Genomic DNA, 25,744 nt, shown 5'->3' with positions numbered 1-25,744 from the left:
CGCTTCTCGCACGGTTTGGCACACAACCGTCGCCCTTTTGCCCGCGTAGCCGAAATCGAGGAGTGAATGGCCCGGTATCACATCGAAACGTACGGCTGTACCTCGAATCGCGGCGAGAGTCGCCAGATAGAGTCCGCGCTGCGCGACGCTGGCCACTACCGCGTCGAGGGTCCCGAGCAGGCCGACGTTGCGATAATGAACACATGTACTGTCGTGGAGAAGACGGAGCGGAACATGGTTCGCCGGGCGAAAGAACTGCAATCGGAGACGGCGGACCTCATCATCACGGGGTGTATGGCGCTGGCGCAGGGCGACGAGTTCCGAACCGAGGACGTGGACGCCCAAATCATGCACTGGGACGACGTTCCGACGGCGGTCACGAACGGCGAGTGTCCGACCCCCGGACCGGGCGTCGAACCCGTGCTGGACGGCGTGGTCGGCATCCTCCCCATCGCTCGCGGCTGTATGTCCGACTGTTCGTACTGCATCACGAAGCACGCGACGGGCAAAATCGACTCGCCCTCCGTCGAGGAGAACGTCGAAAAGGCCCGCGCGCTCGTTCACGCGGGCGCGAAGGAACTCAGGATTACGGGACAGGACACCGGCGTCTACGGCTGGGACCGGGGCGAGCGGAAACTGCACGTCCTGCTCGACCGCATCTGCAACGAAATCGAGGGCGACTTCCGGGTCCGCGTCGGCATGGCGAACCCGAAGGGCGTCCACGGCATCCGTGAGGAACTCGCGCAAGTGTTCGCCGAGAACGACGAACTGTACAACTTCATCCACGCGCCGGTCCAGTCCGGGTCGAACGACGTGCTCGGCGACATGCGCCGCCAGCATCAGGTCGAGGAGTACGTCGAAATCGTCGAGACGTTCGACGAGTACCTCGACTACTGGACGCTCTCGACGGACTTCATCGTCGGCTTCCCGACCGAAACCGATACCGACCACGAACAGAGCATGGCGCTCCTCCGCGAGACGCGCCCCGAGAAACTGAACGTCACCCGCTTCTCCAAGCGCCCGAACACCGACGCCGCGAAGATGAAGGGCCTCGGCGGCACCAAGAAAAAGGAGCGCTCCAAGAAGATGTCCGAACTCAAGATGGACATCGTGGGCGCGGCCTACGACGAGATGGTCGGCACCGAAAAGCGCGTCATGGTCGTCGAGGAGGGCACCGGCGATTCCGTCAAGTGCCGCGACGAGGCCTACCGCCAGATCATCGTCCAGAACGCCACCGAACACGGCATCGAACCCGGCGACTTCCTCGACGTGGAAGTAACCAGCCACCAGACCGTCTACGCGTTCGGGACGCCTGTCTGAGGCGTAGAGCTGTTCCGAAACGGGTTTTCTCGAAATCCGTATTTTCACCGTGGCGCACGCTGGCACAGCCCAGAGGACGGCGGTCGTCCGATGGGCTGTGCTGATAGCGTGCGAGGGATGAGTACCGCAACGGAGTGAGGAACGGAATCGGTTGGGGAGGGTGTGGCTGATGCGGTGCGATTGCGGTTTCAGCGACGTCCGTCGTTGCAGTCACAGAAAAACCGGTCTCACCTCGTCACAAGCGGGTGAGGGTTTTCGAGGACTTCATCACTGCTGTACCGCTCCGAAAACACCCGCAAGCAAAATCGACTCCCCATCGTCGTCACAGACAGAAAACATATACCCGGATACGTAAAATCGTGACCGATGCCCTCCAACCGACGCCAACTCCTCGCCACGGTCGGCGCGCTGTCCGCCGGACTCGCGGGCTGTCTCGGCGAGAGTCCGGGCAGAACCGGAAACGAATCGCCCGTGCCGACCGACACCAAGACTACATCGACCGACACCACGGACGAATCGACGACCGGCGACTCCCCGCCCGACACGACCACCGCCGAAAACGCCTCCTTTTCCCTGCCGGAGTCGTCGGTGAAGTCCCTCGGCGAGGTGCGCGTTGCCGTTGCAAACCCGACCGTCGAAAAGGCGGTTACCTACGAGTCCATCATGGGTTCTGGCGGAGTTCTACAGTCGGACGGGACGCAGTTCGTCGTCGCGGCGGTCCAGAGCCAGCAGGGGAACGCCGTCGATGCCAGAGGCGACCCGGCGTACGACGCCTTCGAACTCGTCGCGGACGGGAAGACGTATTCGGCGGTCGAAATCGAGGACCGGACGACGGGCGCCTACACCACCTCGCTCGCCGAACGCGGCGACATTCGATACGGCGCGCCGTACGCCGCTGGCGGGGCGGTCGGCTGGCTGGCGTTCGAACCGCCGTCGCCGCTCGAGGCGAGCGAGGCCGCGATTCGCTGTCGGTACGGGGGCGAAACGGCGGAGTGGGAGCTTTCGGACGATGCGGTAGCGACGCTCGGCCGACCGGCGCCGACGTTCGAACTCGAATCGTTCGACGCGACGGTCGAGCAGTACGGCGTGGACCTGTCGTTCGTGGCGAAAAACGTCTCGGAAAACGACGGTCGGTTCCTCGCCGCGCTCTACTGGCCGACGACCGGCATCGCCGACGACGACGAATCCACGGTGATCGAGCGCGCCGTCGCGGCTGGCGAGCGCGTCGAGTGGTCGGGGTCGTTCGACACGGAGTACACCGACGGCGTGGTGACGACCCGTCTCGACGGGGCCGTCAGTGACGAAATCCAAGTCAACCTCGGGGAGTAAGACGCGGCGCGGTTCTCGGAACTCTCAGCCCGTCACTTCGTGACGTATATCGTTCCCGTCATGCCCGCGCTCTCGTGCGGGGCGCTGTAGAACTCGTACGTTCCGGGCACGTCGAAGGTGTGGCTGTACTCGTACCCCGCGTCGTAGACCCTGCTCATGCCGCCGAGCGTACCGGTCCAACTCGCGTCGTGGGGCTGGTCCTCCACGACGATGTTGTTCCCGTCCGTCTTCCAGACGAACGTGACCTCGGTTCCCGCGGGAACGACGAGCGGGCGTTCCGTCCCGGGCGTGAACGTCCGGTCGCCATCGGAACCGACCCGAACGGGGAGGTCGGCTTTCGTCGCGTGGTCTTCGGGAATCGTGGGTCCGCCGGTTTTGCTCCCCTCCCCATCGTCTTCGATTCCTTTCCTGTCGGGGTCGGTTCCCGTTCCGTCTTCCGTCCCGTTCGCACCTCTTTCGTCCTTCGTGACGGTGATGCTGCCGACCATGCCCGCCGCTCGGTGGGGGTTGCAGTAGTAGTCGTACGTGCCGGGGACGTCGAAGGTGTAGGTGTAGCGATATCCCTCGTTGTAGATTTTGGTGTCGGCGCCGGGCGTGCCGTTCCAGTCCGCGCCGTCGGGTTGGTCTTCCACGACGATGTTGTGGTTGTTCCCCTCCCACTTCCACGCGACGGTCGTTCCGGCGGTGATTTCGAGGTCGTCGGGGTCGAACGTCAGGTCGCCGCCGGGACCGACGACGACGGTGACGTCGGCGGGCGAATCGTCCGACTCCGACCCGGAGTTTCCGTCCGCCACGCAGCCGCCGAGAGAAGCACCGACGAGCACGGTGCCGGTCGCTTTCAACATCGCCCGTCTGTCGAAGATGGAGGTCATAGCAGTACGCTCGAAACTACTAATTCACGGTAGAAAAGACCGATACCCGATTCCCGAGGGATGAAAAGCGTGCGGAACGCTCTCACTCCGACAGTTCCTCACGGCGTTCCGCATCCTCCGGAATCGTCGTCTCCGCCAGTCGGTCGGCCTCGGTGTCGGATTTCCACTCGCCGAGTTCCTTCGGGTCGACGTGGATGAACACGTCGTCCACCTCCGGGATGTCCCGAATGGACCGGATGATGGCGGTTTCGATGTTGTGGGCTTCGATGAGCGTTCGGTCGCCCTCGACCTCGATGTGCATGCTCACGTCGATTTCGGGACCGACATAGTGGGCAACGACGTCGTGGACTCCCTCCACGTCGGGGTTCGAGAGCGCCCGCCGGACGATCGTGGCGCGGAGGTCCTCCGGCGGTGCCCGCCCGACCAGATAGTCCACGTTGTCGCGGACGATCTCCCATCCGGTGTAGAGGATGCCGAACGAGACGACCCCCGCCGCGAGCGGGTCGAGGATGGGGAGCCCGATTCGACCGCCGAGAACGCCGACCAGCGCTGCCCCGGCCGTCAAAATGTCGTTTCGGTTGTCCAGTCCGGCCGCGATTACGGCGGGCGAGTTGACCGCCTCGCCGATTCGCAAGCAGTAGCGGAAGAGGGCGTACTTGACGACGCCGCTCCCGACGAGGACGCCCACGGCGAGGTAGCTCGTCGTCGTCGTGATGTCCCCGGAGAGAATCGCACTCGCGGCTCGGTAGAGCACCAAGCCACCCGCCGCGAACACGCCGAGCGCGACGAACAGCGAGACGAACGGTTCGATCCGCTCGTGACCGTGCGGGTGCTCGAAGTCCGGCGGTTGCGTCGTCAGGTACAGTCCCGCGAGGACGACGAGGCTGTAAATCGCGTCCGAGAGGCTGTTGATGGCCTCGGACCCGACCGCGAGGCTCCCGGTCTGAAACCAGACGCCACCCTTGGCGAGCGCTAAGAGGAGGTTCGCCGTGAGGATGATGGCACCCGCGGTCCGAATCGCCCCCGACCGGTTCATCGTCCGTAATTGGACCGCCCGCCGTATGGGTATATCGGCGGCCCCGGAAGACTCCGTTCAGTCCCCGAACGATACCGCCGAATCCGCGTCCGGAACGGTCGCGCCGTCCTGTTCGGCGAACGCGGCGTGGAGTTTGTTGTAAGTGTCTTCGAGTCCTTCCACGATGACCTTCGTGTCCGAGATGACGGGCATGAAGTTCGTGTCGCCGGTCCAGCGCGGGACGACGTGCGTGTGGAGGTGGTCGATGGAACCGCCGCTTCCCTCGCCGATGTTCAGCCCGGCGTTGAAGCCGTCCGGCGAAAACGCCGCGTCCATCGCGTCGAACGTCCGCTGTTTCATCCGGGCATGCCCGAGCAGCGTTTCCTCGCCGAGCGCCGCGTAGTCGCGTTCGTGCTCGTTCGGGATGACCATCACGTGCCCCGGATTGTACGGGTAGTTGTTCAGCATGACCACCGCGTGGTCGTTCCGCGCGACGACGAGATGTTCCCGGTCGTCGTCCCGCTTCGGGAAGGCACAGAAGACACAGCCCTCGAAGTCCTCGTCGGTGTCGCGTTCGACCCACTCCATCCGCCACGGTGCGAAGACCTGTTGCATACCCGCATGTCGCATGGCTCCGGTTTAGGTTTTCAGACTCGTGGCCGCCGAAATCGGTTCGTCGCTCGTACATCCGGGCGAGGAACCGAACCCGCGCCAGCGCACCATATCGTCCGGTTTCTCGGATGAACGCTCCTCGCCTCACTTAAAAATGGACACGGGCGGTTCCGATGTCCTCGGTTCGTCGAGAAACCGGCGTTATGGCCCGTTTAACTCGTGCATAACCGTGTCGAAAGGGAGTCTTACCGCGTCTCGTATCGTCGATTGACACCCTGTGACGGGGTTTCAGACGAATGACGCGACAACAGTATCTTTTCAAGCGATGGCTTCGGAGAGGGGCATAACGAATGTATCTCATCATCGTCGGTGCGGGCGACATCGGCTCGCAACTCATCAGCATTGCGACACAGAACAGCAACGACGTGGTGGTAATCGAGAAGGACGCGGAGCGGGCGGAACGCGCCTCGATGGAGTTCGACTGCCTCGTCCTCAACAACGACGCGACCATCCTCGATACGCTGGAAGAAGCGGGTGCCGAGCGCGCGGACGCGCTCATCAGCACGACCGACCAGGACGCGACGAACATCATGGTCAGCCTGCTGGGACAGGAACTCGAAATCCCGTCGCTCGTCTCGGTGGTTCACAATCCCGAACACATGAGCATCTTCCGCCAAATCGGCGTGAACGTCATCGAGAACCCCCAGAGACTCATTGCGGATTACCTCTATCGGGCCGTCAAACGCCCGTCCATCAAGGACTACATGAAGGTCGGCGACCGAGCCGAAGTGTTCGAAATCACGGTCGACTCCTACGCGCCCATCGCCGGACTCACCCTGTCCGCCGCGGCGGACGACGAGTTGTTCGACGAGGGGATGCTCGTCGTCGCAATCGAGCGGGACGACGAGGTTATCACACCGCGCGGGAACACGGAAATTCGGGGTGGCGACCTCATCACCGTCTTCTCCGAGAAGGGTGCAACGCCGGAAGTGACCGATATCTTCGGTCACTACGAGGACCACGACTGACATGGTTCGACGGAAAACGGTCGCCGGGGTTCCGGCGCACCTCGCGACCATCCTTCGGGACGTGGGTGCGCTCGTACTGATTCAGGCGGCGATGATGACGTTCACCGTCGTCCTCGCGCTGGCGTTCGAAGAATGGTACGCGGCGCTCGCGTTCCTGATCGCCGGAGGAATCACGGCCGCGGCTGGCGGCGCGGCGCGCATCGTCTTCGAGGACGCGCCGGACCCCGTGATGAAACACGGGATGGTCATCGCCGCCGGAGGCTGGTTCGCCACCGCGATTTTCGGGTCGCTACCCCTGTTCTTCGCCGCGCATCTGACGCCGGTTTCGGTGATGAACACCTACGTCCCGTCCGGTGCGGCGTACGACCCTATTCGCGTCGGCGGCGCGACCACGATGTCCAGCCTTGCGTACTTCCAGAACCCGCTTCACGCCGTCTTCGAGAGCATGTCCGGGTGGACTGGGAGCGGACTGACGATGGCGGTGCACGAACCGACGCTTCCGCGGGCGGTCCAGTGGTGGCGGTCGCTCATCCAGTGGGTCGGCGGGGTCGGCGTCATCGTCCTCACGACGGCGATTCTCGCCCGTCCGGGAAGCGGGAGTTACGCGCTCTACCGGGCGGAAGCGCGAGAAGAGCGGATTCACCCGAGCATCATTCACACCGTCCAGACGGTGTGGCGTATCTTCCTGCTCTACACCGTACTCTCCGTGGCGGCGCTGTTCGTCGCCATCGTCGTCGCCAAGCCGAACCTCCCCCTGTTCGACGCGTTCTGGCAGGCGCTCAATCACGCCATGACGGGGCTTTCGACGGGGGGATTCAGTGTCACCGACAACTCCATCCAGTCCTATCACTCGCCGCTGGTCGAGGCGGTGCTCCTGCCGATAATGGCGCTCGGGGCCATCGCCTTTCCGATTCACTATGTCATGCTCCACGACAGGGACCCGAAGCCGCTGGTTTCGGACACCCAGACGCGCTGGCTCTTCATCATCTTCGGCGCGGGTGTCGTCGTGCTCTCGGTCCAGAACATCGTCTCGTTGCCGTCCGCGAGCGCCGCCTTCCACCCCATCGGCTGGGCCGGACTCGAAGACGTCGGCCTGTCGCCGGTGGCGGCGGACGCGGCCCGCGACTCCACGTTCCAGTTCGTGAGCGCGCTGACCTGCACGGGCTTTCAGTCGTCCAACATCGGCGACTGGGGACCGGGCGGGAAACTCATCGTCAGCGGCGCGATGGTGCTCGGCGGTGCCGCCGGAAGCACCGTCGGCGGCATCAAAATCATTCGCGGCTACATGATCAGCAAGGGGATTCAGTGGGAGTTCACCCGGGTATTCCTCCCCTCTTCGGCCGTCATCAACACGCGAATCGGCGACCGGGTTCTCAAACGCGACCAGATGTTCGAGGAGTTCAGCGAGGCGGCCATCGTGAGCATGCTGTGGATAATCCTCCTCATCACCGGAAGCGTCCTTCTCGTCAACGTCGCTCCCGGATTCGGTTACGCGGATGCGCTGTTCGAGGTGGCGAGCGCCCAAGGAAACGTCGGCCTTTCGACCGGTATCGTCGGCCCGAAGATGTCGTCGTTTGGTGAGGGAATGCTCATCCTGAACATGTGGATCGGCCGCCTCGAAATAATCCCGGTACTCGTATTCATTCGCTCGGCCCTGCTCGGTCTAAACCCCTGAACTGGTATATAAATAATTCGGCTGTTGTAGAGCGTTTCGCCCTCATTAACGATTCAGGGAGGTCTATAAACGAAATGGGACGCTCAGAGTCCGTAATCTGGTCAAACCGCAAGACTGCGACCGAATAAACGGTTCGAACGCCCTCCAACAGAGAGGGGTTTTTATGCTCGTGTCAGGGGTTGTACGAACTGAACAGGAAGTCACTATGGCAACAAAAAATCAGGGGTTCTCGGCGATGGTGGAACTGTGCGACAACTGCGGCCGCGAAACGTCACACTCGGTCTCCGTCGAGATACGAACGGAGAGCAAAAAACGGGAAAACGCCGAGTTCTCGCGTGAGCCGTACCGTGTCACACGATGTCAGTCGTGTGGTGAGGAGAAGAGTCAGCGGATGAACAACGCGTAACGGGACGACCGATACATACTGCCGACGAAACTACGCTCGTTCTCGCGGTTCGTTCGACGCGAACGTATCAGTAGAAAACGACTGCACTGACGCTGATTATTCGGTGAACACTTCACATCCGTCCTCGGTGACGATGACCGAGTGTTCCTTCTGGCTGACGAGACAACCGTCCTCCTCTTTGAGAACCGGGTAGCCGTGAACGATGTTGTTCATCTTCAGGCGTCGAAGCGCCATCTTCGGTCGGGAGACGTCCAACCAGCGGGTAGCGAAGGGGAGCGTTCGGAACTCCTCGGTTATCTGAGAGAGCGCCTGGCGGGCGCTTCGGTCGCGGACCGAGGATTCGCGTTCGAGGGCGAAAATCTCCTCTTCGGCACCTTCGCCGACCTTCCCCGTTCCGTCCGTGGCGAACGGTTCGATGGCAACCACGTCACCGACTTGGAGTTCGACGCCGCGCTCGACGCCGAGGTTCGGGATGTTCGGCTCCGTGTGCTGCTCGTAGTGGGCGAGGCCGTGCCCCGAGAGGTTGACGACCGGATTGTAGCCGTAGCCCTCGATGACGGACTCGATTTCGGCGCCGATTTCGCCGGTTTCGACGCCGGGTTCGACGAGTTCGAGCGCGGCGTCGAGCGCTTCGGCGCTGGCCTCCGCGAGTCCGTCGTGGCCCGAGAGGTCCACGGTGATGGCGGTGTCGGCGAGCCATCCGTCCACGTGGACCCCGATGTCGAGGTTCACCATGTCTTCGCCGAACGTCGTCTCGTCGTCGATTCCCGGCGTCGCGTGAGCCGCTTCCTCGTCGATGCTGATGTTCACGGGGAACGCTGGCTTGCCGCCGAGTTCGCGGATGCGGTCCTCCGCGAACTCGGCGACTTCGAGGTGGGTCACGCCGACATCGACTTTCTCGGCGGCTTCCGCTCGCACCTGTGCGAGGATTTCACCGGCCTCCCGATGTTTTTCGTACTTTTCGGCCGAGAGGTCTACGTCCTGCTCGCTCATGGTTCGTTATTCTCCCGAACGCCGGAAAGAGTTTGCGTTACGGCGAAACCGGGCGACGGAGCGACTACCGAGTTAGCGCCGTCTGCATCGCGTCGCTGTTGAACGCACTTCCCGCGTTGCCGTCCCGGTCGAGGACGATGACGCCCGCGCTCGACCCGGTGAGTTCGGCGAACTCCTCGATGGCGCGGTCCGCCGCCTCCTGTGCGTCAAATCCCGATTCGAGGTGCCGAACCGCCCGTCGAGTCAGCGTCGATTTGGCGATGTCCTCACCGGCACCGGTCGAACTCGCCGCACCCGCCGGGGCCGCGTAGAAGCCGCTTCCGATTTGAGGAACGTCGCCGACCCGACCCGCGAGCGCGAGCCACCGGCCCCCGGTCGAGGTGGCCGCCGCGAACGCCTCGCCGTCGTAGGCGACCGCCCCGACCGTATCGTGGTCTCGCGGGTCGCCCCCGCTCGACTCCTCCGCGGCGCTGCGCGCCGCGTTCCCCCCGAACTTCTCGCGGAGCAAATCGAGGTGCTCGCTCGGCGACCCGTCGGGCGTGTCGTGCCCTGCCCATCGCTCCCGGCTCTCCTCCGTCCAGAGGTCGATGTCGGTTTCGACGCCGAAATCGGCCGCGAGCGAGACGGCGTGCTCGCCGCTGACGAGGACGTGCGGCGTTTCCTCCATGACGACGCGGGCCGCGCTGACGGCGTGTTCGACGCCGGGCATGGAACAGGCCGCGCCCGCTTCGCGGTCGCTCGTCATGATTCCGGCGTCGGTTCGGATTTTCCCGTCGCTCTGAACCGCGCCGCCGACGCCCGCGTTGAACCGCGGCGAGGATTCGAGGACGTGAACCGCCGCTTCGACGGCATCGACGACCGTCTCCTGTTCGCCGCCGACGCTCGCCGCCTCGTCGAGGACGGCCTGTCGAGGGGTCGGTTCGTCCGGTTCGCCACCAGCACCGCCGTGAACGATGACTTGCATGCGCACCCGTCTCGCGTGCGACGGCTTAAGTTCACGTCAAACGGCAGTCCGGGTCGAATCCCGCGGAGATGACAACGTAGAAGATAAATGAAGCTGAACGAAATGGTTGGTCAAACGATGCCGATGTACGAGCGGGGCGACGCGGACGGGATTCGCGTTATCGACCGGTGGGAGGACGGAATCGACTGGCTCGCGCATCCGGGAGAGGACGGACACCGGGCGAGCCACGCGGTTCGCGGCCCCGACGGCGACGTATGGCTCTTCGACCCGCTCAACGCGCCGGGCGTGGACGAGTTGGTGGCGGAACTCGGCGAAGTGGCCGGTGTTGCGGTGTTCTCGAACTGGCACGCTCGGGACGCAGACTCGTTCGCACGGCGACACGATGTGACCGTCCACCTCCCCCGCTGGATGGACCGAATCGCCGAACGCGTGGACGCCCCAGTTCAGCGGTACGGCCACGAAGTCGGAAGCAGCGGATTCCACGTTCGGCGGTGTTCTCCCCCTCCCCGGTTGGGACGAAGCGATAGCGTACCGAAAATCCGACGACACCCTGTACGTCGCCGCCGAACCTCGTCGTCGATGGCTCGCTCGTCGCGTCGGTAACGCGTCCGGGGATGACGAAAACGGGGCGAATCCGCTGACGACGGAGGAAACTATGGGGGCACGAAACCGACTCCGACGACCGCTGTCCGGCCCGATTACCCCGGCGAACACCTAACTGTTTAAGGGCGTATAAGGCCCATACGGGGGCCAAACGGCAGGCCTTTTATCCTCGTCGTTCGGATGTTCACACGTTCATGAGCTACGAGTACGACAAAGTAGAGGTACCGGAGGACGGGGCCCAGATCACGTACGACGAGGAGACAGGCGAACTCGACGTACCGGAGAACCCCATCATTCCGATCATCCACGGGGACGGAATCGGGACGGACGTCGGCCCGGCCGCACAGAAAGTGCTCGACGCCGCCGCGAAAGCGACCGGCCGCAAAATCAACTGGATGCGCGTCTACGCCGGTGCGAGCGCCCGCGAGAAGTACGACGAGAACCTCCCGGACGACACCGTCGAAGCCATCAAGGAGTTCAACATCGCCATCAAGGGACCGCTCACGACCCCCGTCGGCGCTGGCTTCCGCAGCCTGAACGTCGCACTCCGTAAGACGCTCGACCTGTACGCGAACGTCCGCCCGACCTATCACCTCGACGGCGTTCCATCGCCCGTCAAACACCCCGAGGCGATGGACATGGTCTTCTTCCGTGAGAACACGGAGGACGTTTACGCCGGTATCGAGTGGGAAGCCGGAACCGAGGAAGTCGAGCAAGTCAAGGCCTTCGTCGAGGACGAGATGGGTGAAACCGATGTCATCCACGACGGTCCGGTCGGCATCGGAATCAAGCCCATCACGGAGTACGGCTCGAAGCGTCTCGTCCGCGAGGCCATCGAGTACGCCCTCGAAAACGACCGGGACTCGGTCACGCTCGTCCACAAGGGCAACATCATGAAGTTCACCGAGGGCGCGTTCCGCGACTGGGGCTACGAACTCGCGAAGGACGAGTTCGGCGACGTCACCATCACGGAAGACGAGCTTTGGGACGAGTACGACGGCGAACAGCCCGAGGACAAGCTCGTCGTCAAGGACCGCATCGCGGACAACATGCTCCAGCAGCTTCTCACCCGCACGGACCAGTACGACGTCATCGCCACCATGAACCTGAACGGCGACTACATGTCCGACGCCGCTGGCGCTCAAATCGGCGGCCTCGGCATCGCACCCGGTGCGAACTTCGGCGACCACCGCTGTCTCGCAGAACCCGTCCACGGCTCCGCGCCGAAGTACGCCGGTGAGGACAAAGTGAACCCGACCGCGATGATCCTCTCGGGCCGTCTCATGCTCGAATACATGGGCTGGAAGGACGCCGGTCAGCTCGTCCGCGACGCCGTCGAAGAGACCATCTCCTCCGGTAAGGTCACCTACGACCTCGAACGCCAGATCGAAGGCGGCGAGAAACTCGCCACCAGCGAGTACGCCGACGCCATCGTCGAGAATATTGAAAAACTTTCATAGAACGTTTTTCTGAGCCCCGAAAATCTCTGATTTTCGGGACCATCCACGACCTCACGTAAGCGAGTCGTGGGTCAGCCGAGGTTCGCTCGGCGCTATCGAAAAGCTGTCGTAGAATCTCCACACTGTCGTTTTCTACCTATTTCGGCTCGCTGAATTCGGTCGCTACGACGACACGGTTAGCTCGCTACTCGCTCTCGTTCGTCGCTCGGACTCCTTCGCACGGGAGCGTCCCGGTCGTCTGCCAGATATCGACGGAAGGACTTCCGTTCTCGGCATCGACCGATAGCAGGAATCCGTAACACGAGGTGTTCGGTTGGTCGAAGTCGAACTGCTCCCAATCGGATTTTGGCTGGTCTTCGACGCGAACGTGGAGCGCGTACCCGTCCGGTTCCGTCGGATATTCCTCGAAACGGGCGGACCCCGGACCGGATTCATCGGCCGCGGGAATCTCTTTCGAAGTCCAGTAGACGGGCTTTCCGTCGTCGAGAAAAAGGACGTGGAGAGTGTGAGGTCGGCGGTCGTGGTTTACTGCCTCCAATTTCCCCAGAAGCGGAGTTGGGGACTGCTCACCGAACGCGGCACAACCAGCGAGTCCGACGGTGAACGCCGACCCACCGAGTGTGAGCAGTCTCCGACGTGTCATCCGGAGCATGTATTAGCGAAATTAGAAAGGAGATAAAATATTTCTGATTTAAATACCGTGGTAAAAGACGACCGGGAGCGTCCGCCGAGCAACAATCGAGAAAATCCACTACCGTTCCGTCGTCGTCATTCCGTCGCACTCGTGTTCGTTGTTCGTCTTCCAGATGGTCACGTCGCCGGGAGACGTCCCGTTCGGGTCGCCGATTCCGATAACGAGGCCAACACAGGAGGTGGTCTGCTCGCCGAAATCGAGTCGTTCCCACCCGGGTTTCGGCTGGCTGTCGGTACGAACGTGGAGGACGGAATCACCGGGTTCGGTCGGATAGTCTTCAAAGCGAGCGAATCCCGGACTCGTCTCGTCGCCAGGGGGTACTCTTTTCGAGGCCCAGTAGTCGGGGGAATCATCGGTGACGAAGAGAACGTGAACGGTGTGCGGACGGCGGTCGTAATTCGTCACCACCAGTCGTCCGAGGCGAAGCGTCGGCGGCGACTGCCCGCCGAACGCGGAACATCCAGCGAGGGCGGCGGTGAACGCCGCTCCGCCGAGCCGGAGGGCCCGCCGTCGCGTCAGTGGGGGCATATCACATCGAAAGCAAATCGTCGATAAAGCCTTTCTGCAAAACGCGATAAAATCGGCGACGCGTTACGCGGGGCGAATCCGCGCCAGCGCGTCGCCGCGTTCGAACTCCTCGTTTTCGTCCACCAGTCGTTCGACCAGTTCGCCCGTCGCGGGGGCTGGTACGTCCACGCTCACCTTCTCGATTTGAATCTCGGCGATGGTGTCGCCCTCCTCGACGCTGCTCCCCTCGCGGACGAACCAGTTGGCGACGATCGCCTCCTCGACGTCCCGTGCGTCTTCGGGCCAGACAGCGGCCGACTCGACGGGAACGAGGTCGTCACTCATCGTTGACGGAGCGGACGGCCTCGATGATGTTGTCGGTTCCGGGGTTGACCTCCTGTTCCAGCGGACGGGCGTACGGAATCGGCGTGTCCGGCATGGCTACGCGTTCGACCGCGGTGAGGTCTGAGAGACCGTTCTCCGCCACCCGTGCGATGATTTCACCCGAAACGCCGAACGAACGGTAATCCTCGTCCACCACGACGAGTCGGCCGGTCTTCGACACCGACTCGACTATCGTCTCGGTGTCGAGCGGCACCAACGAGCGGAGGTCGATGACTTCCGCGTCCACTTCGCCCGTGAGTTCCTCGGCGGCCTCGATGGCGCGGTGAACGTGCAGACCGAGCGTGACGACGGTCACGTCCTCGCCCTCACGCTTCACGTCCGCCTCGCCGAACTCGACCGTGTAGTCCTCGTCGGGAACGGCGGTTTTCGGTCCCTCGGGGGCGGGCATCCAGCCGATACCCATCAGGCGCTTGTGGAACATGAAGACGACCGGGTCGTCGTCGCGGATGGCCGCGTGCATCAGTCCCTTGGCGTCGTAGGCCGTGGACGGCACGACGACCTTCATTCCCGGCAGATGGGCGAACGTCCCGTAGAGCGTCTGGGAGTGCTGAGCGGCGTCGTTGTACGTGCCGCCGACGGCCGTCATCAACACCATCGGGATGCTGACGCTCCCGCCGCTCATGTAGGTGTTCTTCGCCATCTGGTTGTAGATTTGGTCCATGGCGACGCCGAAGAAATCGACGAACATCAGTTCGGCAATCGGGCGCATCCCGGACTGGGCCGCGCCTACCGCCGCGCCGATGAAGGCGGTTTCGCTGATGGGCACGTCCATGATTCGGTCGTGGTCGAACTCGTCGAGAAGCCCCTGCGTGCTGTCGAAGATGCCACCGTAGTCGGCGATGTCCTCGCCCATGACGAACACGTCGTCGCTCTCGCGCATCTCGTGTGCGATGGCGTCCACCATGGCGCGACTCATCGTCAGTTCCTTGCCGTCCGACGCCGCCATCACTCACCACCTCGCAGGGTTTCCGCGTAGCCGTCCGGTGGATTCGTGAACACGTCCTCGTAGGCCTCCTCGGGGTCCGGTTCGGGTTGCTCCTTGGCCCACTCGATGGCGTCTTCGACGCGCTCTTTCGCCCGCGAGCGAATCTCCTCGATGGTCCCCTCGTCCGCGCCCGTCGCGCGGAGGTCGGCCTCGAGCCGGTCGATGGAATCGAGTCGCTGTGCGCGCTCGGAGTCCGTCTTCGGGCGATAGGCTTCCGCGTCGCCCATGAAGTGACCCATCCGGCGGTGAACCTGCACTTCCAACAGGGTCGGACCGTTGCCGTCGCGGGCGCGGCCGACCGCTTCCCCCGCCGCCTCGTAGACGGCCGTCGCGTCGTCGTAGTCCACGCGGTGGCCCGGCATGTCGAACCCGTCCGCGCGCTGGGCACCGTTTTCCACGTCCGTCACCCGCCCTTTGGGCATGCTGATGGCCCAATCGTTGTCCTCGACGACGAAGATGACCGGTAAGTCGTGGACGCTGGCGAGGTTCAGCGATTCGAGGAAGCCGCCTTGGTCGATGGCCCCCTCGCCGAGGAACGCGACGGCCACGCTGTCCTCGTTTCGCTTCTTCGACGCGAGCGCGGCACCGACCGCGGGCGGACAGCCCTCGGCGATGATGCCGCTCGCCGCGAAGTTCACGTCGGGGTCGAAGAGGTGCATGTGACCGCCCTTCCCCTTACAGAGGCCCGTTTCCCGCCCGAAAATCTCTGCGGTCATCCGCTTCAAGTCCACGCCCTTGGCGATGGCGACGTGATGCGGGCGGTGTGGCCCCGTCACCGTGTCGTCGTCGCGGAGGTGCTGGCAGACGCCAGCACCCGATGCCTCGTGCCCCGCGGCGAGGTGCAACTCGCCCGGTATCGGCCCGGCGGAGATGTCGAACGCCGGTTGTTTCCCCTCCAGATACTCCTCCTGTAATCGCTCCTCGTAGTGACGCGCCGTCACCATGTTTTCCAGCATCTCCTCCAGTTCGGTAACTCCTATCATGGCACACTACCGCAGGTGCCTACAACCATCACGATAATAAGTTTCAGTTACGGTGCGGTGCGAACCGTCTCACTTCCACGGCACGTCGAGACGCGGCGGACTGAACACGTCGATGCCCTGAACCGGCACGTCGGTCCTGTTCTCCGCCGCGTGCGGTTCGTCGCCCGGAATCGCGTAGGAGTCGCCCTCCTCGATGACGAACTCCTCGCCGCCGACGATGAACGTCAGCGCGCTCCCGTAGACGAATCCGGTTTGCTCGTGTTCGTGGCTGTGCTCCGGCACGGTCGCGCCGGGTTCGATGTGGAAGTGCTGGATGCTCATGCGTTCCCCGGCGGCCAGTTGCGCGAGGTACACGCCGTCGGTCACTTCCGTCGCTTCGCGGTCCGATAAGGCAATCGAGTCCATGCGACGTACTCGCATTCGACCCTCCTAAATCCCCGGGCGAGGGTTTAAATACGAGGAGGCGGCCAACGGCGGTACGATGGCGCTCCGATCCGATTTGTCGCCGACCGACCGCGCAAACCGAGACCGTTTCCGCCGCGTCCGAGAATCCGAGAACGGAATTCTTACACCGACACCGCGGCTACGCGGCGGTAATGGAACGAGACAACTTCGAAATCCGCGACCAAGACGGGGCGGGTCGAATCGGGGAACTCACCGTCCCGCGCGCGGGCGTGACGGTCGAGACGCCCGCGCTCCTGCCGGTCGTCAACCCGCACATGCAGACGGTCGAGCCGTCCCGCCTCGAAAGCGAGTTCGGCGCGGATATCCTCATCACCAACTCCTACATCCTCTACAAGAGCGAGGACTTCCGCGACGAGGCGCTCGAAGTCGGTCTGCACGAACTCCTCGACTTCGACGGGGCCATCATGACCGACTCCGGGTCGTTCCAACTCGCCGAGTACGGCGAAATCACGGTGACGACCGAGGAAATTCTGCAGTTCCAACACGACATCGGGTCGGACATCGGGACGCCCGTTGATATCCCGACGCCGCCGGACGTGGACCGCGAGCAGGCCGAGGAGGAACTGGCGACGACGCAAGAACGCCTCGAATTCGCCGAAACCGTCGACGTCGGCGACATGCTCGTCAACGCGCCGGTGCAGGGGTCGACGTACCCCGACCTCCGCGAGGAGGCGGGCCGCCACGCGGAAGACACGTCGCTCGACGTGTTTCCCGTCGGCGCGGTCGTCCCGCTGATGAACGAATACCGGTACGGCGACATGGTGGACGTCGTGGCGGGTGCGAAACGCGGACTGGGAGCGGACGCGCCGGTGCACCTGTTCGGCGCGGGCCACCCGATGATGTTCGCGCTGGCGGTCGCCATGGGCTGTGACCTGTTCGACTCGGCGGCCTACGCGCTGTACGCCCGCGACGGTCGCTATCTGACGGTTCGCGGCACGGAACAGTTGGACGACCTCGACTACTTCCCCTGTTCGTGTCCCGTCTGTGCGAACCACACGCCCGCGGAGATTCGCGACGAGGGCGAGCGGGAACGGGAGCGACTGCTGGCGGAGCACAACCTCCACGTCACGTTCGAGGAGATACGAACCATCAAGCAGGCCATTCGGACGGGCAACCTGTTCGAACTGGTCGAGAACCGCGCCCGCGCCCATCCCGCGATGCTCGACGGCTATCGCGCGCTCGGCGACCACGCCGCGCAACTCGAACGCACCGACCCGGCCTCGAAGGGAGCGTTCTTCTACCTCTCGGGCGAGAGCGCCGCGCGCCCCGAGGTCGTCCGCCACCACCAGCGCCTCTCGCGCTTGAATCCCGAGGGGAAAGTGCTCCTGACGGAGGGCAACCCGAGCAGTCGCTACGACGAATCGTGGAACGTCGTGCCGCCGTTCGGTCCGTTCCCCCGCGCGCTCTCGGAGACGTATCCGCTCACGGCCGAAATTCCGGACCGAATGGACGCCGCGGGATACGAATCGGCGGCCCGCGGCGTGGCGCGGTTGGTCGACGAGAACCCGGAAACCGACTTCACCCTCGCACACGAGGGGTGGTCCGAATCGGCACTCGCGCTCGTTCCCGACGCGGTTCGAACCGTGGACCTCACGACCGTCTGAGGGTGTCGGCGCCGGTGTCGTTCCACGACGGTATATATTCCATTAATTCGAAAGCGAAACGATTGGGGAAGACCACGCCGTTTCTTCGACGTGCCGGGACGGTGTGTTCCGGCATTGGACGAATCTATCGGCTGTGCCACGGACTCGCTGTGGAGGGCGTGCGCGGTTCACCGTGGCACCGTGTCGGCCCATCCGAGTCGATAACGGCGTCAACTCACCCGGACTCGACGGCCGCACGACTCTTCTCTCGGATGACTGCTGTCCGGTCCCGTCGCCGGTCGGACCGCGGACGACGCGGAACGCGGCACTCACGGTGTTACGCAAGATAGTTCAATCCGCTTCCCCGAACAACGGGTATGACTGACTATTTCGAGATTCACGGCCGCGATGGGGCGGCCCGAATCGGGGAACTCCGGCTTTCGGAGTCCCTGACGACGCCCGCGCTGGCGGACGACGTGATTTCGGATGCCGGGAGCCTCTGGTTCAAGGACCGCGACCTGCCGGAGGGCGACGAGTCGAGACTGACCGTCCTGCCCCACCGGTCGTTCCCGAGCGGGACCGACGAGGAAGTGATGGAGTCGTTCGCGGTGGACTACCCGGACGTGGACTATCCGAGCGCCGCCGTCGTCGCAACGGAGACGGCGGACGACTACGGAGCGGACGCCTACGTCCTCTCGGGTGGGCGCGGCGTCGTGGGGCACGGGGCCGGGTTCAAAGACGCCATCATCGATACCCGCGAAGCGATTCCCGCCGACAGCGCGCTCGTGCTATCGGGGGTCGCCACGCCGGAGAACGTCGCCACGCTGGTGTACGCCGGGGTGGACCTCGTGGACTCGGATTTGGCGGTCGTCAAGGGAACCCAAGGGAAGTACCTGACGACGGAAGGACAACACTACTTGGACGACCTCCACGAACTGCCGTGTTCCTGCCCGGCCTGCCAGCGTCCCGTTGACGAGTTCACGCGCGAACATTGCGTCGAACACAACGTCAACGCGCTCCGGGCCGAGTTGGGCATCGTCCGCGAGCGAATTCGCTCGGGGCGACTCCGCGATTACATCGAAGGGCAGGCCCGCCACGAGCAGTGGCTCACGGCCGCCTTCCGGGAGTTCGACCAGCAGTGGAGTTACGTCGAGGAGCGAACGCCCGTCATCCGGAACGCGGAACTCGCCGCCGCGACCGAAGACAGCCTTCGCCGCGTGGAGATTCAGCGCTTCGCCGACCGCGTGACGACGCGCTATCGGAATCGATTCGATCGCCCGCTGGTACTCCTGCCGTGTTCGGCGAAAAAGCCCTACAGCGAATCCCAGAGTCACGGCCAGTACCACGACGCCATCCAGTTCCGCGCGCACAAGGTGTCGATGACGAGTCCTATCGGCGTCGTCCCGCAGGAACTCGAACTGACCTACCCCGCACAACACTACGATTCCGTGGTTACCGGCCGCTGGAGCGAGGACGAAAAGGAGTTCGTCGCGGAGGTCCTCCGGCGCTATCTGGAGCGAAACGAGTATCCGCGAGTCATCGCTCACGTGCCCGAGGAGGGGTACCGCGACGTGTGCGAGCGAGTCGAGGAGGCGCTCGACGTGGACTTCGAATACACCGTCGAGGACCACCCGACGACGACGGAATCGCTCGGCAATCTCGCAAGCACGCTCACGGGCGAGTCGAAGTACGGCAAGCGCGACCGCCAGCACAACACCGTCCGGGCGATGGCGGACTACCAGTTCGGCGACGGCGCTGGCGACGCGCTCTTTTCCGAACTCAACATCCAGAGTCGCTATCCGAAACTTCGGGTGCACGACGACGACGGCGAACAACTCGCGGCGATGGTTCCCCAGTACGGCACCCTCTCGTTCACGCTCGCGGGTGCCCGCCGATGGGTCGAGAGCGACGCACCGGTAAAGCGGGTCGAAATCGACGCGTTCGCGCCTCACGGGAGCGTCCTCGCGCCCGGCGTGGTGGACGCCGACGACGACATCCGCCCCGGCGACGAGGTTGTCATCGAAGGCCCGAAGGCGTTCGCCATCGGCCGCGCTGAGATGAGCGGCCCGGAGATGACCGAATCCACCCGCGGCATCGCCACCGAAGTTCGGCATGTCGAAGAAAAATAGATTTATTCGTTCGCGAGTTTATAATCCGAGGCGCGCTTTTTTAGGCGATAAATAATAAATCCCCTCGGAGTGGTACCCACACCTATGGGAGCACCCGCTGACCTCGAGTTCGAGGACACGATTCAGCAACGCATCTACCACCACGTCGAGCGGAGCGGTTCGGCCACCGTCGAAGAGGTCCGTGACGAGGTTCGCATCGACTCCCGGTCCGGGTCGAAACCGGCCCGGTCGGGAACGACGGAGCCGCGGGTTCGGATTCCGCCGGAGGAGTTCCGCGAGACCGTGGCCGACCTCGTGGACGCCGGTCTCCTCGTCCGGGACGAGGGCGAACTCCACCTCGCGCTGGACGATGAGGTCGAGTCGTACGAGGAAGAGGACCTCTCGTACCGCATCCGGCAGGCGCGGCAGTCCGACTGGAGCGGCATCGAGACGGCGATTCGGGAGGTCGCCGACGAGGGGGCGTCGATTTCCGCCCAGCGCGTCGCCGCCGACATCAGCGACGAGGGGGCGCTCTTGCGCCGCAACGACCGCCGCTCGCGGATGTTCTACGTCGCCACCGTGGAGGACGGCGAAAACGACGGCGAGGTCGCCGGATGGGTCCACCTCGACGCGCCGGAACTCGACCAACTGCGCCACACCGCCGAGTTGACCGTCGGCGTGCGCGGTCCCTTCCGCGAACACGGCATCGGCGGACGGCTACTGGAACGTGCGATGGACTGGGCGCGCGACGCGGGATACACGAAGGTCTATCAGAGCCTTCCCGCGACGAACGAGACCGCAATCGAGCTGCTGCAGGAGTACGGGTGGGAAACCGAGGCTACCCGCGCGGACCACTATCTCGTCGGCGACGAGTTCGTCGACGAGGTGATGATGGCGCGGAAGCTCTGAACTGATCGTTTCGAAAAAAGGCCTCGTCTCGCCCCGTCGGGACTCGACGCGCCCGGTTACTGCTACTTCCGTCGCTGGCGTGCGAGGAGTCGCCACGCGACGGACACCAGCAGTCCCCCCACGAAGAGCAAGACCAGCGGCCAGAGGATGACCGGTCCGGCGTACATTAGCGCCGTACCTCTGTCGGTGAGTCCGTGGCGATCCACTGTGCCGTCCGCTCCGGATGCCGGATCTCTATCCAGCCGTTCGAACAGAACACCGTTTCGTACGTCCCACCTGTGTTCGTCATTCCTTCGGGCCGCTGCCCTCCCCCCGAGAGACGACTCGGGTGGTACGTACTTTGTTATCCACGCCGTAGCCCCGATAAGGTCGGCCTGACTACCGCGCCAGCGGGAGGCTATAGCTCGTTTCGCGCTCCATGACGGCCGCCCACGTGTGCTCACACTCACAGGAGACCTCCGAGAAGACGGAGGGGTCCTGGCGAAGGTCGAAGTCCTTGATCGCCTTCTGTACGAGGTCGTCGCACTCGCCGCAGTTGTGCGCGCCGCGGTCGCTGCCGTGGCCAACGGGGTCGGAGACGACGATGGCAGGGACGTCCGCCGTGTCCTCCAGAACGTCACAGACGCTCCAGAGCCACGGCGGACGGTAGCCGTCGCGGAAGTACAACTCGTCGACCATGGTGTAGCGCTGGACGTTGGTCGGATTCATCGAGACGGTGTGGGCGTACTCGGCGCACTTTCGGATGGACTCCTTCATGTCCTGCACCGCCTCGGCTTCGGAGAGGAACGGCGGTTTCATCAGCAGATACGCCTTGATGCCCGCCCCGACGGATTCGGCGTTTTCGCTGGCCTGAATGAAGTCGTCGAAGTCGAAGTACTTGTTCACGCTGTCGTGGCGCACGCGGTCGTTCGCCGTCTCCAGTCCGATGGCAACGTCGGTTTCGAGGCCGACATCGCGGAAGTCGCGCAGTTTCCCCGGGGTGACGAAATCCGGCAGGCTCTCGACGACGATGCGGTCGCGGTCGGCGAACGTCTCGGCGATGGCCTCGCGCGTCTCCGCGCCAACCTCGCGCTCGTCCAAGAACGACCCCGAGGTGTAGATTTTGATGAGACCGCTCTTCTCGTCGGCCCCTTCGCGTTCGTGGTCCAGACAGACCTCGATTTGGTCCATCAGGGCGTCGTGGCCGACGCTCCCGCCTTCGACGGATTCGGCGACGTAGCCGCACATCGTACAGCCACCGGCCCGCGCCCAGCGACAGCCGCCGGTGTTGAGGATGATGGTGAGACTCTGGTAGACGCCATCGGGCGTGTTGTCCTCGTCCAGCCACACCCGTGTCGGTTCGTGCGGGTCGTAGTGTTTCTCCTTCCGGGCGCGAATATCGCGCATCACGGAGTTGTGGGCGTCCATGCCCTTGCCCCGCTCGTAGCTCTCGGGAGTCGGCGTACTCATTGTCGGAGAGAACGGTTACGAGCGTAAATCGGCTTCGTCTCGGCGTGCGACGAGCCACCACCCGACCGCGCCAATCACCGCCCCGACCGTATCCGCGGCGACGTCCACGGCCGACGTGTGGCGGAGCGGCACCGCCAACTGTGCGAACTCCATGGTGATTCCGAAGCCGACCGCACCGACGACCGCGAGGAGAACCGCGCGTCCGTACCGGTCGTAGCGGCCGTTACGGTGATTTCTCACCCCTACGGCGACGGCGATGGTGACGGCGAGGACGGCGTATCCCGCCGCGTGAAACCACTTGTCCCGGCCGAAGAGGGAGAGCGGACCCAACCGCTCGACGCCGACGTCGGGCGACGCGAACACGGAGAAATAACAGATGACGGCCGCCGCGAGGATGACGACGAACCAGCGTCGCGTGGGGGTTCGCGCGCGAGACGAAGACATCGACTCGACGATTGGGGACAACCGGGCTAAAACGCGGTGATTTCGACCCGACGCACGCCGGGAGTTCGGACCGGTCCGGCGGCCACGAGTTCGTCTACTCCTTCGACCGCGAGTAGTCGAATTCCGCGTCGGAATCCGTATTTTACCAGATAGTTAATCGGTTACTCTTGGGTCCGGGATTATGTTAGATATCTCTGATTGATGTTTAATCGTGTAAATCATAGATGAAAAATACAGTTGATACGGACGGAGCGCTATATCTCTTCGCTGTCCGTTCATTCTAGTATAGAAACAGTATATCCTTCGACGGGAGGAGACCATCCTGTCCGTGGTTCGACGGGTGAAACGGGGTGAAACGGGGTGAAACGGACGAAAAGGCGATTAACGACCAGATAGCAAATACGTCTCTCTCGAATTAATAATCCGCATGTCAAAGGATACACGTCGCACGTTCCTGAAGACGGTCGGCCTCGCAGCCGGTGTCGTCGGTGTTGCGGGAGCAACGGCCACAGACACGCCCGGTACGATGACGAAGCAATCCTCCCAAGCCGCGGATACCGAAACCAACGCTTCGACGGAGTTGCAATCGTCGGACTGGGCGACGTTCCAGTTCGATGCCCGGAACACGGGGTACAATCCCGATGCACGTGAAGTTGGGGAGACGCCGTGGATCGAGTGGAGCGAACCCCTGTCCGACGAACTCGCAAGCGAGATTTCGACCCCTACCATCGTCGATGGCGTCGCTTATTTGGCGTCGGAGTACGGACGGGCCGCCGCCTTCGATTTGGAGGAGCGGGAGTTTCTGTGGCAAAACGAGTACACGGACCAGTCTACCCACACGGACGAAGCACCGACCGTCGCCGACGGAACGATGTATATCAGCTACGGATGGCAGGTGTTCGCGCTCGACGCCGAAACCGGCGAGTCGGAGTGGACGTTCGAGAATCCCGAGGCCGGTTCGCCCGCGAACGGCTGTGATGCGCCGAAACTCGGTGCGTCCTCGACGACCGTAAGCGACGGTACCGTCTTCCTGAAGATGCGGATCGAAACACAAGCCTATGGGTTCGCCCTCTCAGCCGACACCGGAGAACTCCAGTGGAGCGTCGAGATGTCCGGCGGAGACGTCGAGTACGCCGCCAACTACGGCGGGCAGATGGACACCGCGGACCACGTTCCTGCAGTCGGCGACGGCCGCGTCTACTTCACAGAGGGTGGCACCGTCTACGCGTTCGATGTGGTAGATGGGACGCTGCTGTGGAACGCACCGGTACACGTCGGTTCCGACGTGTATGGCCCGGAACCGAACGCACCAGCGGTCGTCGATGGCACCGTTTACGTCACGATGAACTACCGTGACGACAGCGGTAGCAATCCCGACCGACGGACGTTCGTGACAGCCCTCTCCGCCGACGATGGGAGGACGCGGTGGCAACACGAACTGGCGGGCGATATTCATCTCACCTCACCGGTGGTCGCCGACGAGACCGTCTATGTGGGCGAGACTCAAGCAGTCTGGGCGCTCGCTGCAGACGACGGAAGCGTCCGCTGGAAGGGGAGCGAAACCGACGAGTTCCGGTACACCACCGTCGCCGAACTATCGGTCAGCGGGTCCACCGTCTACTATCCGCGTGAAGTCGATGACGAGGACTCACAGGAAATCGCCGCGTTCGACACCGGAGATGGCTCTCTGAAGTGGCAGGTTCCGCTTCGCGCGTCCGTGAACGCGCCGACGGGGTGTGCGCTCGTCGGGGAGACCGTCTACGTCGTGGACGATATCGGTGTCCTGTACGCTATCAGCGGACCGACGGAGACCACCAACTGGCGACGAACCCTCGACTTCGGAAGCAGCGAGTCGTTCAGAACGGCCAGCGCCGACGACACGTCCGTTTACGCCGCCACAAACAGCATGCTCCGAGCGTTCGACCGAGAGAAGGGAACCGAACGATGGAGTATTTCGCTGGGTGAGAACGAGAACGACACGTTCCGACACGTCTGGACGACCGTAGCGGACGGGACGGTTTACTGTTCGCTCGGCGGGGACGGCGGCAGTAGCTACAACTTCGTCTACGCCATCGACGACGCGACAGGGACGACGCGGTGGCACGAGAAGGTCCCGAAGGGAACCGGGAGGCCAGTCGTCGTGGATGGCGTCGTCTACGTCGGCACCGAGAGTTCCCTTTACGGCAGTGCGTACGTGACCGCATACGACGCGGGCGACGGGTCGATACGTTGGAGCAGCGAATTCGATTCGGACGACCCCTCGATATCGGTCGAAATGACCGGTCCCGTCGCCGTACAGGACGAGACGGTGTACGCCGCCACCACCGAAGGGACGTACGCACTCGATGCAACGGACGGCAGCGAAAAGTGGACCGACGACCGGGACGCGGAGGCGGTAGCCGCTAACGACGAAACCGTATTCATCGTCGGTGGCGGGTCCGTTAGGGATAGGAACGTCGTCGCACTCGACCCGGCGGACGGAACCGAGAACTGGTCTTCCAATCACGACGGAGAGACCTTGACGCTCGCCGACGATACGCTGTACGTCGTCTCGGGGGGTCCCAGCGACGCGCAGAAACTGTTCGCGCTGGACACCGCCGATGGAAGCGAACGCTGGACGTTCGATACGAAGTACACCTACCCGACGTACGGCTACGACTACCAGGCCACGCTAACGGAACCAACCGTCGAAGACGGGACGGTCTACATCGCAAGCGACGACCGTCGGGTGTATGCTCTCGATGCGGACGATGGCGACACGCTCCAGCGGTTCGAACTGTTCGGAGACGCACGCGACACACCCGCCCTCCACGACGATACAGTTTACACCGTCGACGAAAATCGAGTGTACTCGTTCGACATCGGAGAGTAGCCAAGCGGTCCAAACACCTCGCCCGCCCACCCTACGACGTAACCATTTTCGATTACCCTAGAC

General features: G+C 63.5%; 25 protein-coding genes. 11 read left to right on the top strand and 14 right to left on the bottom strand.

The window, feature by feature from the left end; translation table 11 throughout:
- The first annotated feature begins 66 nt into the window (after positions 1 to 66).
- Entirely contained in the window at positions 67 to 1,320 is a 1,254-nt protein-coding gene (locus V5735_RS14545; protein ID WP_423744166.1) for a tRNA (N(6)-L-threonylcarbamoyladenosine(37)-C(2))-methylthiotransferase, read from the top strand.
- Between the two features lie 366 nt (positions 1,321 to 1,686).
- The gene (locus V5735_RS14540) at positions 1,687 to 2,649 is read left to right on the top strand and encodes a hypothetical protein (RefSeq protein ID WP_423744165.1); all 963 of its coding nucleotides are present in this window, start codon (positions 1,687 to 1,689) and stop codon (positions 2,647 to 2,649) included.
- Positions 2,650 to 2,681: 32 nt separating this feature from the next.
- Here V5735_RS14540 and V5735_RS14535 read toward each other — a convergent pair whose 3' ends face one another.
- The 3 genes from V5735_RS14535 to V5735_RS14525 form a co-directional block, all read right to left on the bottom strand.
- On the bottom strand, positions 2,682 to 3,521 hold the full coding sequence (locus tag V5735_RS14535) for a plastocyanin/azurin family copper-binding protein (protein WP_423744164.1): 840 nt from the start codon (positions 3,519 to 3,521) through the stop codon (positions 2,682 to 2,684).
- Between the two features lie 82 nt (positions 3,522 to 3,603).
- Complete coding sequence (locus tag V5735_RS14530) at positions 3,604 to 4,557, bottom strand: cation diffusion facilitator family transporter (RefSeq protein WP_423744163.1); 954 nt, start codon at positions 4,555 to 4,557, stop codon at positions 3,604 to 3,606.
- Between the two features lie 57 nt (positions 4,558 to 4,614).
- Positions 4,615 to 5,151, bottom strand: a complete 537-nt coding sequence (locus V5735_RS14525; RefSeq protein WP_423744162.1) for an HIT family protein — start codon at positions 5,149 to 5,151, stop codon at positions 4,615 to 4,617.
- A 347-nt stretch (positions 5,152 to 5,498) separates the two neighbouring features.
- Between V5735_RS14525 and V5735_RS14520 the strand changes: the two genes are divergently transcribed.
- The 3 genes from V5735_RS14520 to V5735_RS14510 all read left to right on the top strand — a co-directional run bounded on the left by V5735_RS14520 (position 5,499) and on the right by V5735_RS14510 (position 8,257).
- Positions 5,499 to 6,176, top strand: a complete 678-nt coding sequence (locus tag V5735_RS14520) for a potassium channel family protein (RefSeq protein WP_423744161.1) — start codon at positions 5,499 to 5,501, stop codon at positions 6,174 to 6,176.
- 1 nt (position 6,177) lies between these two features.
- Complete coding sequence (locus tag V5735_RS14515; RefSeq protein WP_423744160.1) at positions 6,178 to 7,851, top strand: TrkH family potassium uptake protein; 1,674 nt, start codon at positions 6,178 to 6,180, stop codon at positions 7,849 to 7,851.
- A 205-nt stretch (positions 7,852 to 8,056) separates the two neighbouring features.
- Positions 8,057 to 8,257 carry a hypothetical protein gene (locus V5735_RS14510; RefSeq protein ID WP_007983599.1) on the top strand — a complete coding sequence of 67 codons (201 nt, stop codon included), beginning with the start codon at positions 8,057 to 8,059 and terminating at the stop codon, positions 8,255 to 8,257.
- 96 nt (positions 8,258 to 8,353) lie between these two features.
- Here the strand turns inward: V5735_RS14510 and map are convergent, their stop codons facing one another.
- Both map and V5735_RS14500 read right to left on the bottom strand, forming a co-directional pair.
- Positions 8,354 to 9,250 (bottom strand): type II methionyl aminopeptidase, encoded by an 897-nt coding sequence (gene map / locus V5735_RS14505; RefSeq protein WP_423744159.1) that lies wholly within the window; start codon positions 9,248 to 9,250, stop codon positions 8,354 to 8,356.
- 64 nt (positions 9,251 to 9,314) lie between these two features.
- Positions 9,315 to 10,214 (bottom strand): isoaspartyl peptidase/L-asparaginase, encoded by a 900-nt coding sequence (locus V5735_RS14500; RefSeq protein ID WP_423744158.1) that lies wholly within the window; start codon positions 10,212 to 10,214, stop codon positions 9,315 to 9,317.
- A gap of 87 nt (positions 10,215 to 10,301) precedes the next feature.
- On the opposite strand from V5735_RS14500, the gene V5735_RS14495 reads away from it, so the two are divergent.
- Both V5735_RS14495 and icd read left to right on the top strand, forming a co-directional pair.
- Complete coding sequence (locus tag V5735_RS14495) at positions 10,302 to 10,817, top strand: hypothetical protein (RefSeq protein ID WP_423744157.1); 516 nt, start codon at positions 10,302 to 10,304, stop codon at positions 10,815 to 10,817.
- A 194-nt stretch (positions 10,818 to 11,011) separates the two neighbouring features.
- The gene (gene icd / locus V5735_RS14490; RefSeq protein WP_423744156.1) at positions 11,012 to 12,277 is read left to right on the top strand and encodes an isocitrate dehydrogenase (NADP(+)); all 1,266 of its coding nucleotides are present in this window, start codon (positions 11,012 to 11,014) and stop codon (positions 12,275 to 12,277) included.
- A gap of 184 nt (positions 12,278 to 12,461) precedes the next feature.
- Here icd and V5735_RS14485 read toward each other — a convergent pair whose 3' ends face one another.
- From V5735_RS14485 to V5735_RS14460, 6 genes are all read right to left on the bottom strand, one after another.
- Complete coding sequence (locus tag V5735_RS14485) at positions 12,462 to 12,929, bottom strand: hypothetical protein (RefSeq protein ID WP_423744155.1); 468 nt, start codon at positions 12,927 to 12,929, stop codon at positions 12,462 to 12,464.
- A 99-nt stretch (positions 12,930 to 13,028) separates the two neighbouring features.
- The gene (locus V5735_RS14480; protein ID WP_423744154.1) at positions 13,029 to 13,499 is read right to left on the bottom strand and encodes a hypothetical protein; all 471 of its coding nucleotides are present in this window, start codon (positions 13,497 to 13,499) and stop codon (positions 13,029 to 13,031) included.
- 63 nt (positions 13,500 to 13,562) lie between these two features.
- Positions 13,563 to 13,823, bottom strand: coding sequence for a lipoyl domain-containing protein (locus tag V5735_RS14475; protein WP_423744153.1), 261 nt, complete (start codon positions 13,821 to 13,823; stop codon positions 13,563 to 13,565).
- On the bottom strand, positions 13,816 to 14,829 hold the full coding sequence (locus tag V5735_RS14470; protein ID WP_423744152.1) for an alpha-ketoacid dehydrogenase subunit beta: 1,014 nt from the start codon (positions 14,827 to 14,829) through the stop codon (positions 13,816 to 13,818). Before V5735_RS14470 ends, V5735_RS14475 begins: the two co-directional genes overlap by 8 nt.
- Positions 14,829 to 15,824, bottom strand: coding sequence for a thiamine pyrophosphate-dependent dehydrogenase E1 component subunit alpha (locus tag V5735_RS14465; protein WP_423746034.1), 996 nt, complete (start codon positions 15,822 to 15,824; stop codon positions 14,829 to 14,831). The genes V5735_RS14470 and V5735_RS14465 overlap by 1 nt, the downstream gene beginning before the upstream one ends.
- Positions 15,825 to 15,920: 96 nt before the next feature.
- Positions 15,921 to 16,256 (bottom strand): cupin domain-containing protein, encoded by a 336-nt coding sequence (locus V5735_RS14460; protein WP_423744151.1) that lies wholly within the window; start codon positions 16,254 to 16,256, stop codon positions 15,921 to 15,923.
- A 191-nt stretch (positions 16,257 to 16,447) separates the two neighbouring features.
- Here V5735_RS14460 and tgtA point away from each other — a divergent pair, with 191 nt between their 5' ends.
- From tgtA to V5735_RS14445, 3 genes are all read left to right on the top strand, one after another.
- Positions 16,448 to 17,920: a tRNA guanosine(15) transglycosylase TgtA gene (tgtA, locus tag V5735_RS14455; RefSeq protein ID WP_423744150.1), complete on the top strand. Its 1,473-nt coding sequence runs from the start codon at positions 16,448 to 16,450 to the stop codon at positions 17,918 to 17,920.
- 356 nt (positions 17,921 to 18,276) lie between these two features.
- Positions 18,277 to 20,028, top strand: coding sequence for an archaeosine synthase subunit alpha (arcS, locus tag V5735_RS14450; RefSeq protein ID WP_423744149.1), 1,752 nt, complete (start codon positions 18,277 to 18,279; stop codon positions 20,026 to 20,028).
- An 84-nt stretch (positions 20,029 to 20,112) separates the two neighbouring features.
- Positions 20,113 to 20,916 carry an N-acetyltransferase family protein gene (locus V5735_RS14445; protein ID WP_423744148.1) on the top strand — a complete coding sequence of 268 codons (804 nt, stop codon included), beginning with the start codon at positions 20,113 to 20,115 and terminating at the stop codon, positions 20,914 to 20,916.
- A 62-nt stretch (positions 20,917 to 20,978) separates the two neighbouring features.
- Here the strand turns inward: V5735_RS14445 and V5735_RS14440 are convergent, their stop codons facing one another.
- The 3 genes from V5735_RS14440 to V5735_RS14430 all read right to left on the bottom strand — a co-directional run bounded on the left by V5735_RS14440 (position 20,979) and on the right by V5735_RS14430 (position 22,809).
- Positions 20,979 to 21,122 (bottom strand): hypothetical protein, encoded by a 144-nt coding sequence (locus V5735_RS14440; protein ID WP_154652472.1) that lies wholly within the window; start codon positions 21,120 to 21,122, stop codon positions 20,979 to 20,981.
- A gap of 172 nt (positions 21,123 to 21,294) precedes the next feature.
- The gene (locus V5735_RS14435) at positions 21,295 to 22,365 is read right to left on the bottom strand and encodes an archaeosine biosynthesis radical SAM protein RaSEA (RefSeq protein ID WP_423744147.1); all 1,071 of its coding nucleotides are present in this window, start codon (positions 22,363 to 22,365) and stop codon (positions 21,295 to 21,297) included.
- 15 nt (positions 22,366 to 22,380) lie between these two features.
- Complete coding sequence (locus tag V5735_RS14430; RefSeq protein WP_423744146.1) at positions 22,381 to 22,809, bottom strand: VanZ family protein; 429 nt, start codon at positions 22,807 to 22,809, stop codon at positions 22,381 to 22,383.
- A gap of 427 nt (positions 22,810 to 23,236) precedes the next feature.
- Between V5735_RS14430 and V5735_RS14425 the strand changes: the two genes are divergently transcribed.
- Complete coding sequence (locus tag V5735_RS14425; protein WP_423744145.1) at positions 23,237 to 25,681, top strand: PQQ-binding-like beta-propeller repeat protein; 2,445 nt, start codon at positions 23,237 to 23,239, stop codon at positions 25,679 to 25,681.
- Positions 25,682 to 25,744: the final 63 nt, after the last annotated feature.

It is taken from the genome of Haladaptatus sp. SPP-AMP-3, from assembly GCF_049568665.1.
Taxonomy (GTDB): Archaea; Halobacteriota; Halobacteria; order Halobacteriales; family Haladaptataceae; genus Haladaptatus; species Haladaptatus paucihalophilus.
This window is presented reverse-complemented; position numbering and strand designations above follow the sequence as displayed.

Bases quoted from the DNA above. Each gene is read 5' to 3' on its own strand.
- V5735_RS14545 (WP_423744166.1), top strand. From the start codon at position 67: ATGGCCCGGTATCACATCGAAACGTACGGCTGTACCTCGAATCGCGGC.
- V5735_RS14540 (WP_423744165.1), top strand. From the start codon at position 1,687: ATGCCCTCCAACCGACGCCAACTCCTCGCCACGGTCGGCGCGCTGTCC.
- V5735_RS14535 (WP_423744164.1), bottom strand. From the start codon at position 3,521: ATGACCTCCATCTTCGACAGACGGGCGATGTTGAAAGCGACCGGCACC.
- V5735_RS14530 (WP_423744163.1), bottom strand. From the start codon at position 4,557: ATGAACCGGTCGGGGGCGATTCGGACCGCGGGTGCCATCATCCTCACG.
- V5735_RS14525 (WP_423744162.1), bottom strand. From the start codon at position 5,151: ATGCAACAGGTCTTCGCACCGTGGCGGATGGAGTGGGTCGAACGCGAC.
- V5735_RS14520 (WP_423744161.1), top strand. From the start codon at position 5,499: ATGTATCTCATCATCGTCGGTGCGGGCGACATCGGCTCGCAACTCATC.
- V5735_RS14515 (WP_423744160.1), top strand. From the start codon at position 6,178: ATGGTTCGACGGAAAACGGTCGCCGGGGTTCCGGCGCACCTCGCGACC.
- V5735_RS14510 (WP_007983599.1), top strand. From the start codon at position 8,057: ATGGCAACAAAAAATCAGGGGTTCTCGGCGATGGTGGAACTGTGCGAC.
- map (WP_423744159.1), bottom strand. From the start codon at position 9,250: ATGAGCGAGCAGGACGTAGACCTCTCGGCCGAAAAGTACGAAAAACAT.
- V5735_RS14500 (WP_423744158.1), bottom strand. From the start codon at position 10,214: ATGCAAGTCATCGTTCACGGCGGTGCTGGTGGCGAACCGGACGAACCG.
- V5735_RS14495 (WP_423744157.1), top strand. From the start codon at position 10,302: ATGAAGCTGAACGAAATGGTTGGTCAAACGATGCCGATGTACGAGCGG.
- icd (WP_423744156.1), top strand. From the start codon at position 11,012: ATGAGCTACGAGTACGACAAAGTAGAGGTACCGGAGGACGGGGCCCAG.
- V5735_RS14485 (WP_423744155.1), bottom strand. From the start codon at position 12,929: ATGCTCCGGATGACACGTCGGAGACTGCTCACACTCGGTGGGTCGGCG.
- V5735_RS14480 (WP_423744154.1), bottom strand. From the start codon at position 13,499: ATGCCCCCACTGACGCGACGGCGGGCCCTCCGGCTCGGCGGAGCGGCG.
- V5735_RS14475 (WP_423744153.1), bottom strand. From the start codon at position 13,823: ATGAGTGACGACCTCGTTCCCGTCGAGTCGGCCGCTGTCTGGCCCGAA.
- V5735_RS14470 (WP_423744152.1), bottom strand. From the start codon at position 14,829: ATGGCGGCGTCGGACGGCAAGGAACTGACGATGAGTCGCGCCATGGTG.
- V5735_RS14465 (WP_423746034.1), bottom strand. From the start codon at position 15,824: ATGCTGGAAAACATGGTGACGGCGCGTCACTACGAGGAGCGATTACAG.
- V5735_RS14460 (WP_423744151.1), bottom strand. From the start codon at position 16,256: ATGGACTCGATTGCCTTATCGGACCGCGAAGCGACGGAAGTGACCGAC.
- tgtA (WP_423744150.1), top strand. From the start codon at position 16,448: ATGGAACGAGACAACTTCGAAATCCGCGACCAAGACGGGGCGGGTCGA.
- arcS (WP_423744149.1), top strand. From the start codon at position 18,277: ATGACTGACTATTTCGAGATTCACGGCCGCGATGGGGCGGCCCGAATC.
- V5735_RS14445 (WP_423744148.1), top strand. From the start codon at position 20,113: ATGGGAGCACCCGCTGACCTCGAGTTCGAGGACACGATTCAGCAACGC.
- V5735_RS14435 (WP_423744147.1), bottom strand. From the start codon at position 22,365: ATGAGTACGCCGACTCCCGAGAGCTACGAGCGGGGCAAGGGCATGGAC.
- V5735_RS14430 (WP_423744146.1), bottom strand. From the start codon at position 22,809: ATGTCTTCGTCTCGCGCGCGAACCCCCACGCGACGCTGGTTCGTCGTC.
- V5735_RS14425 (WP_423744145.1), top strand. From the start codon at position 23,237: ATGTCAAAGGATACACGTCGCACGTTCCTGAAGACGGTCGGCCTCGCA.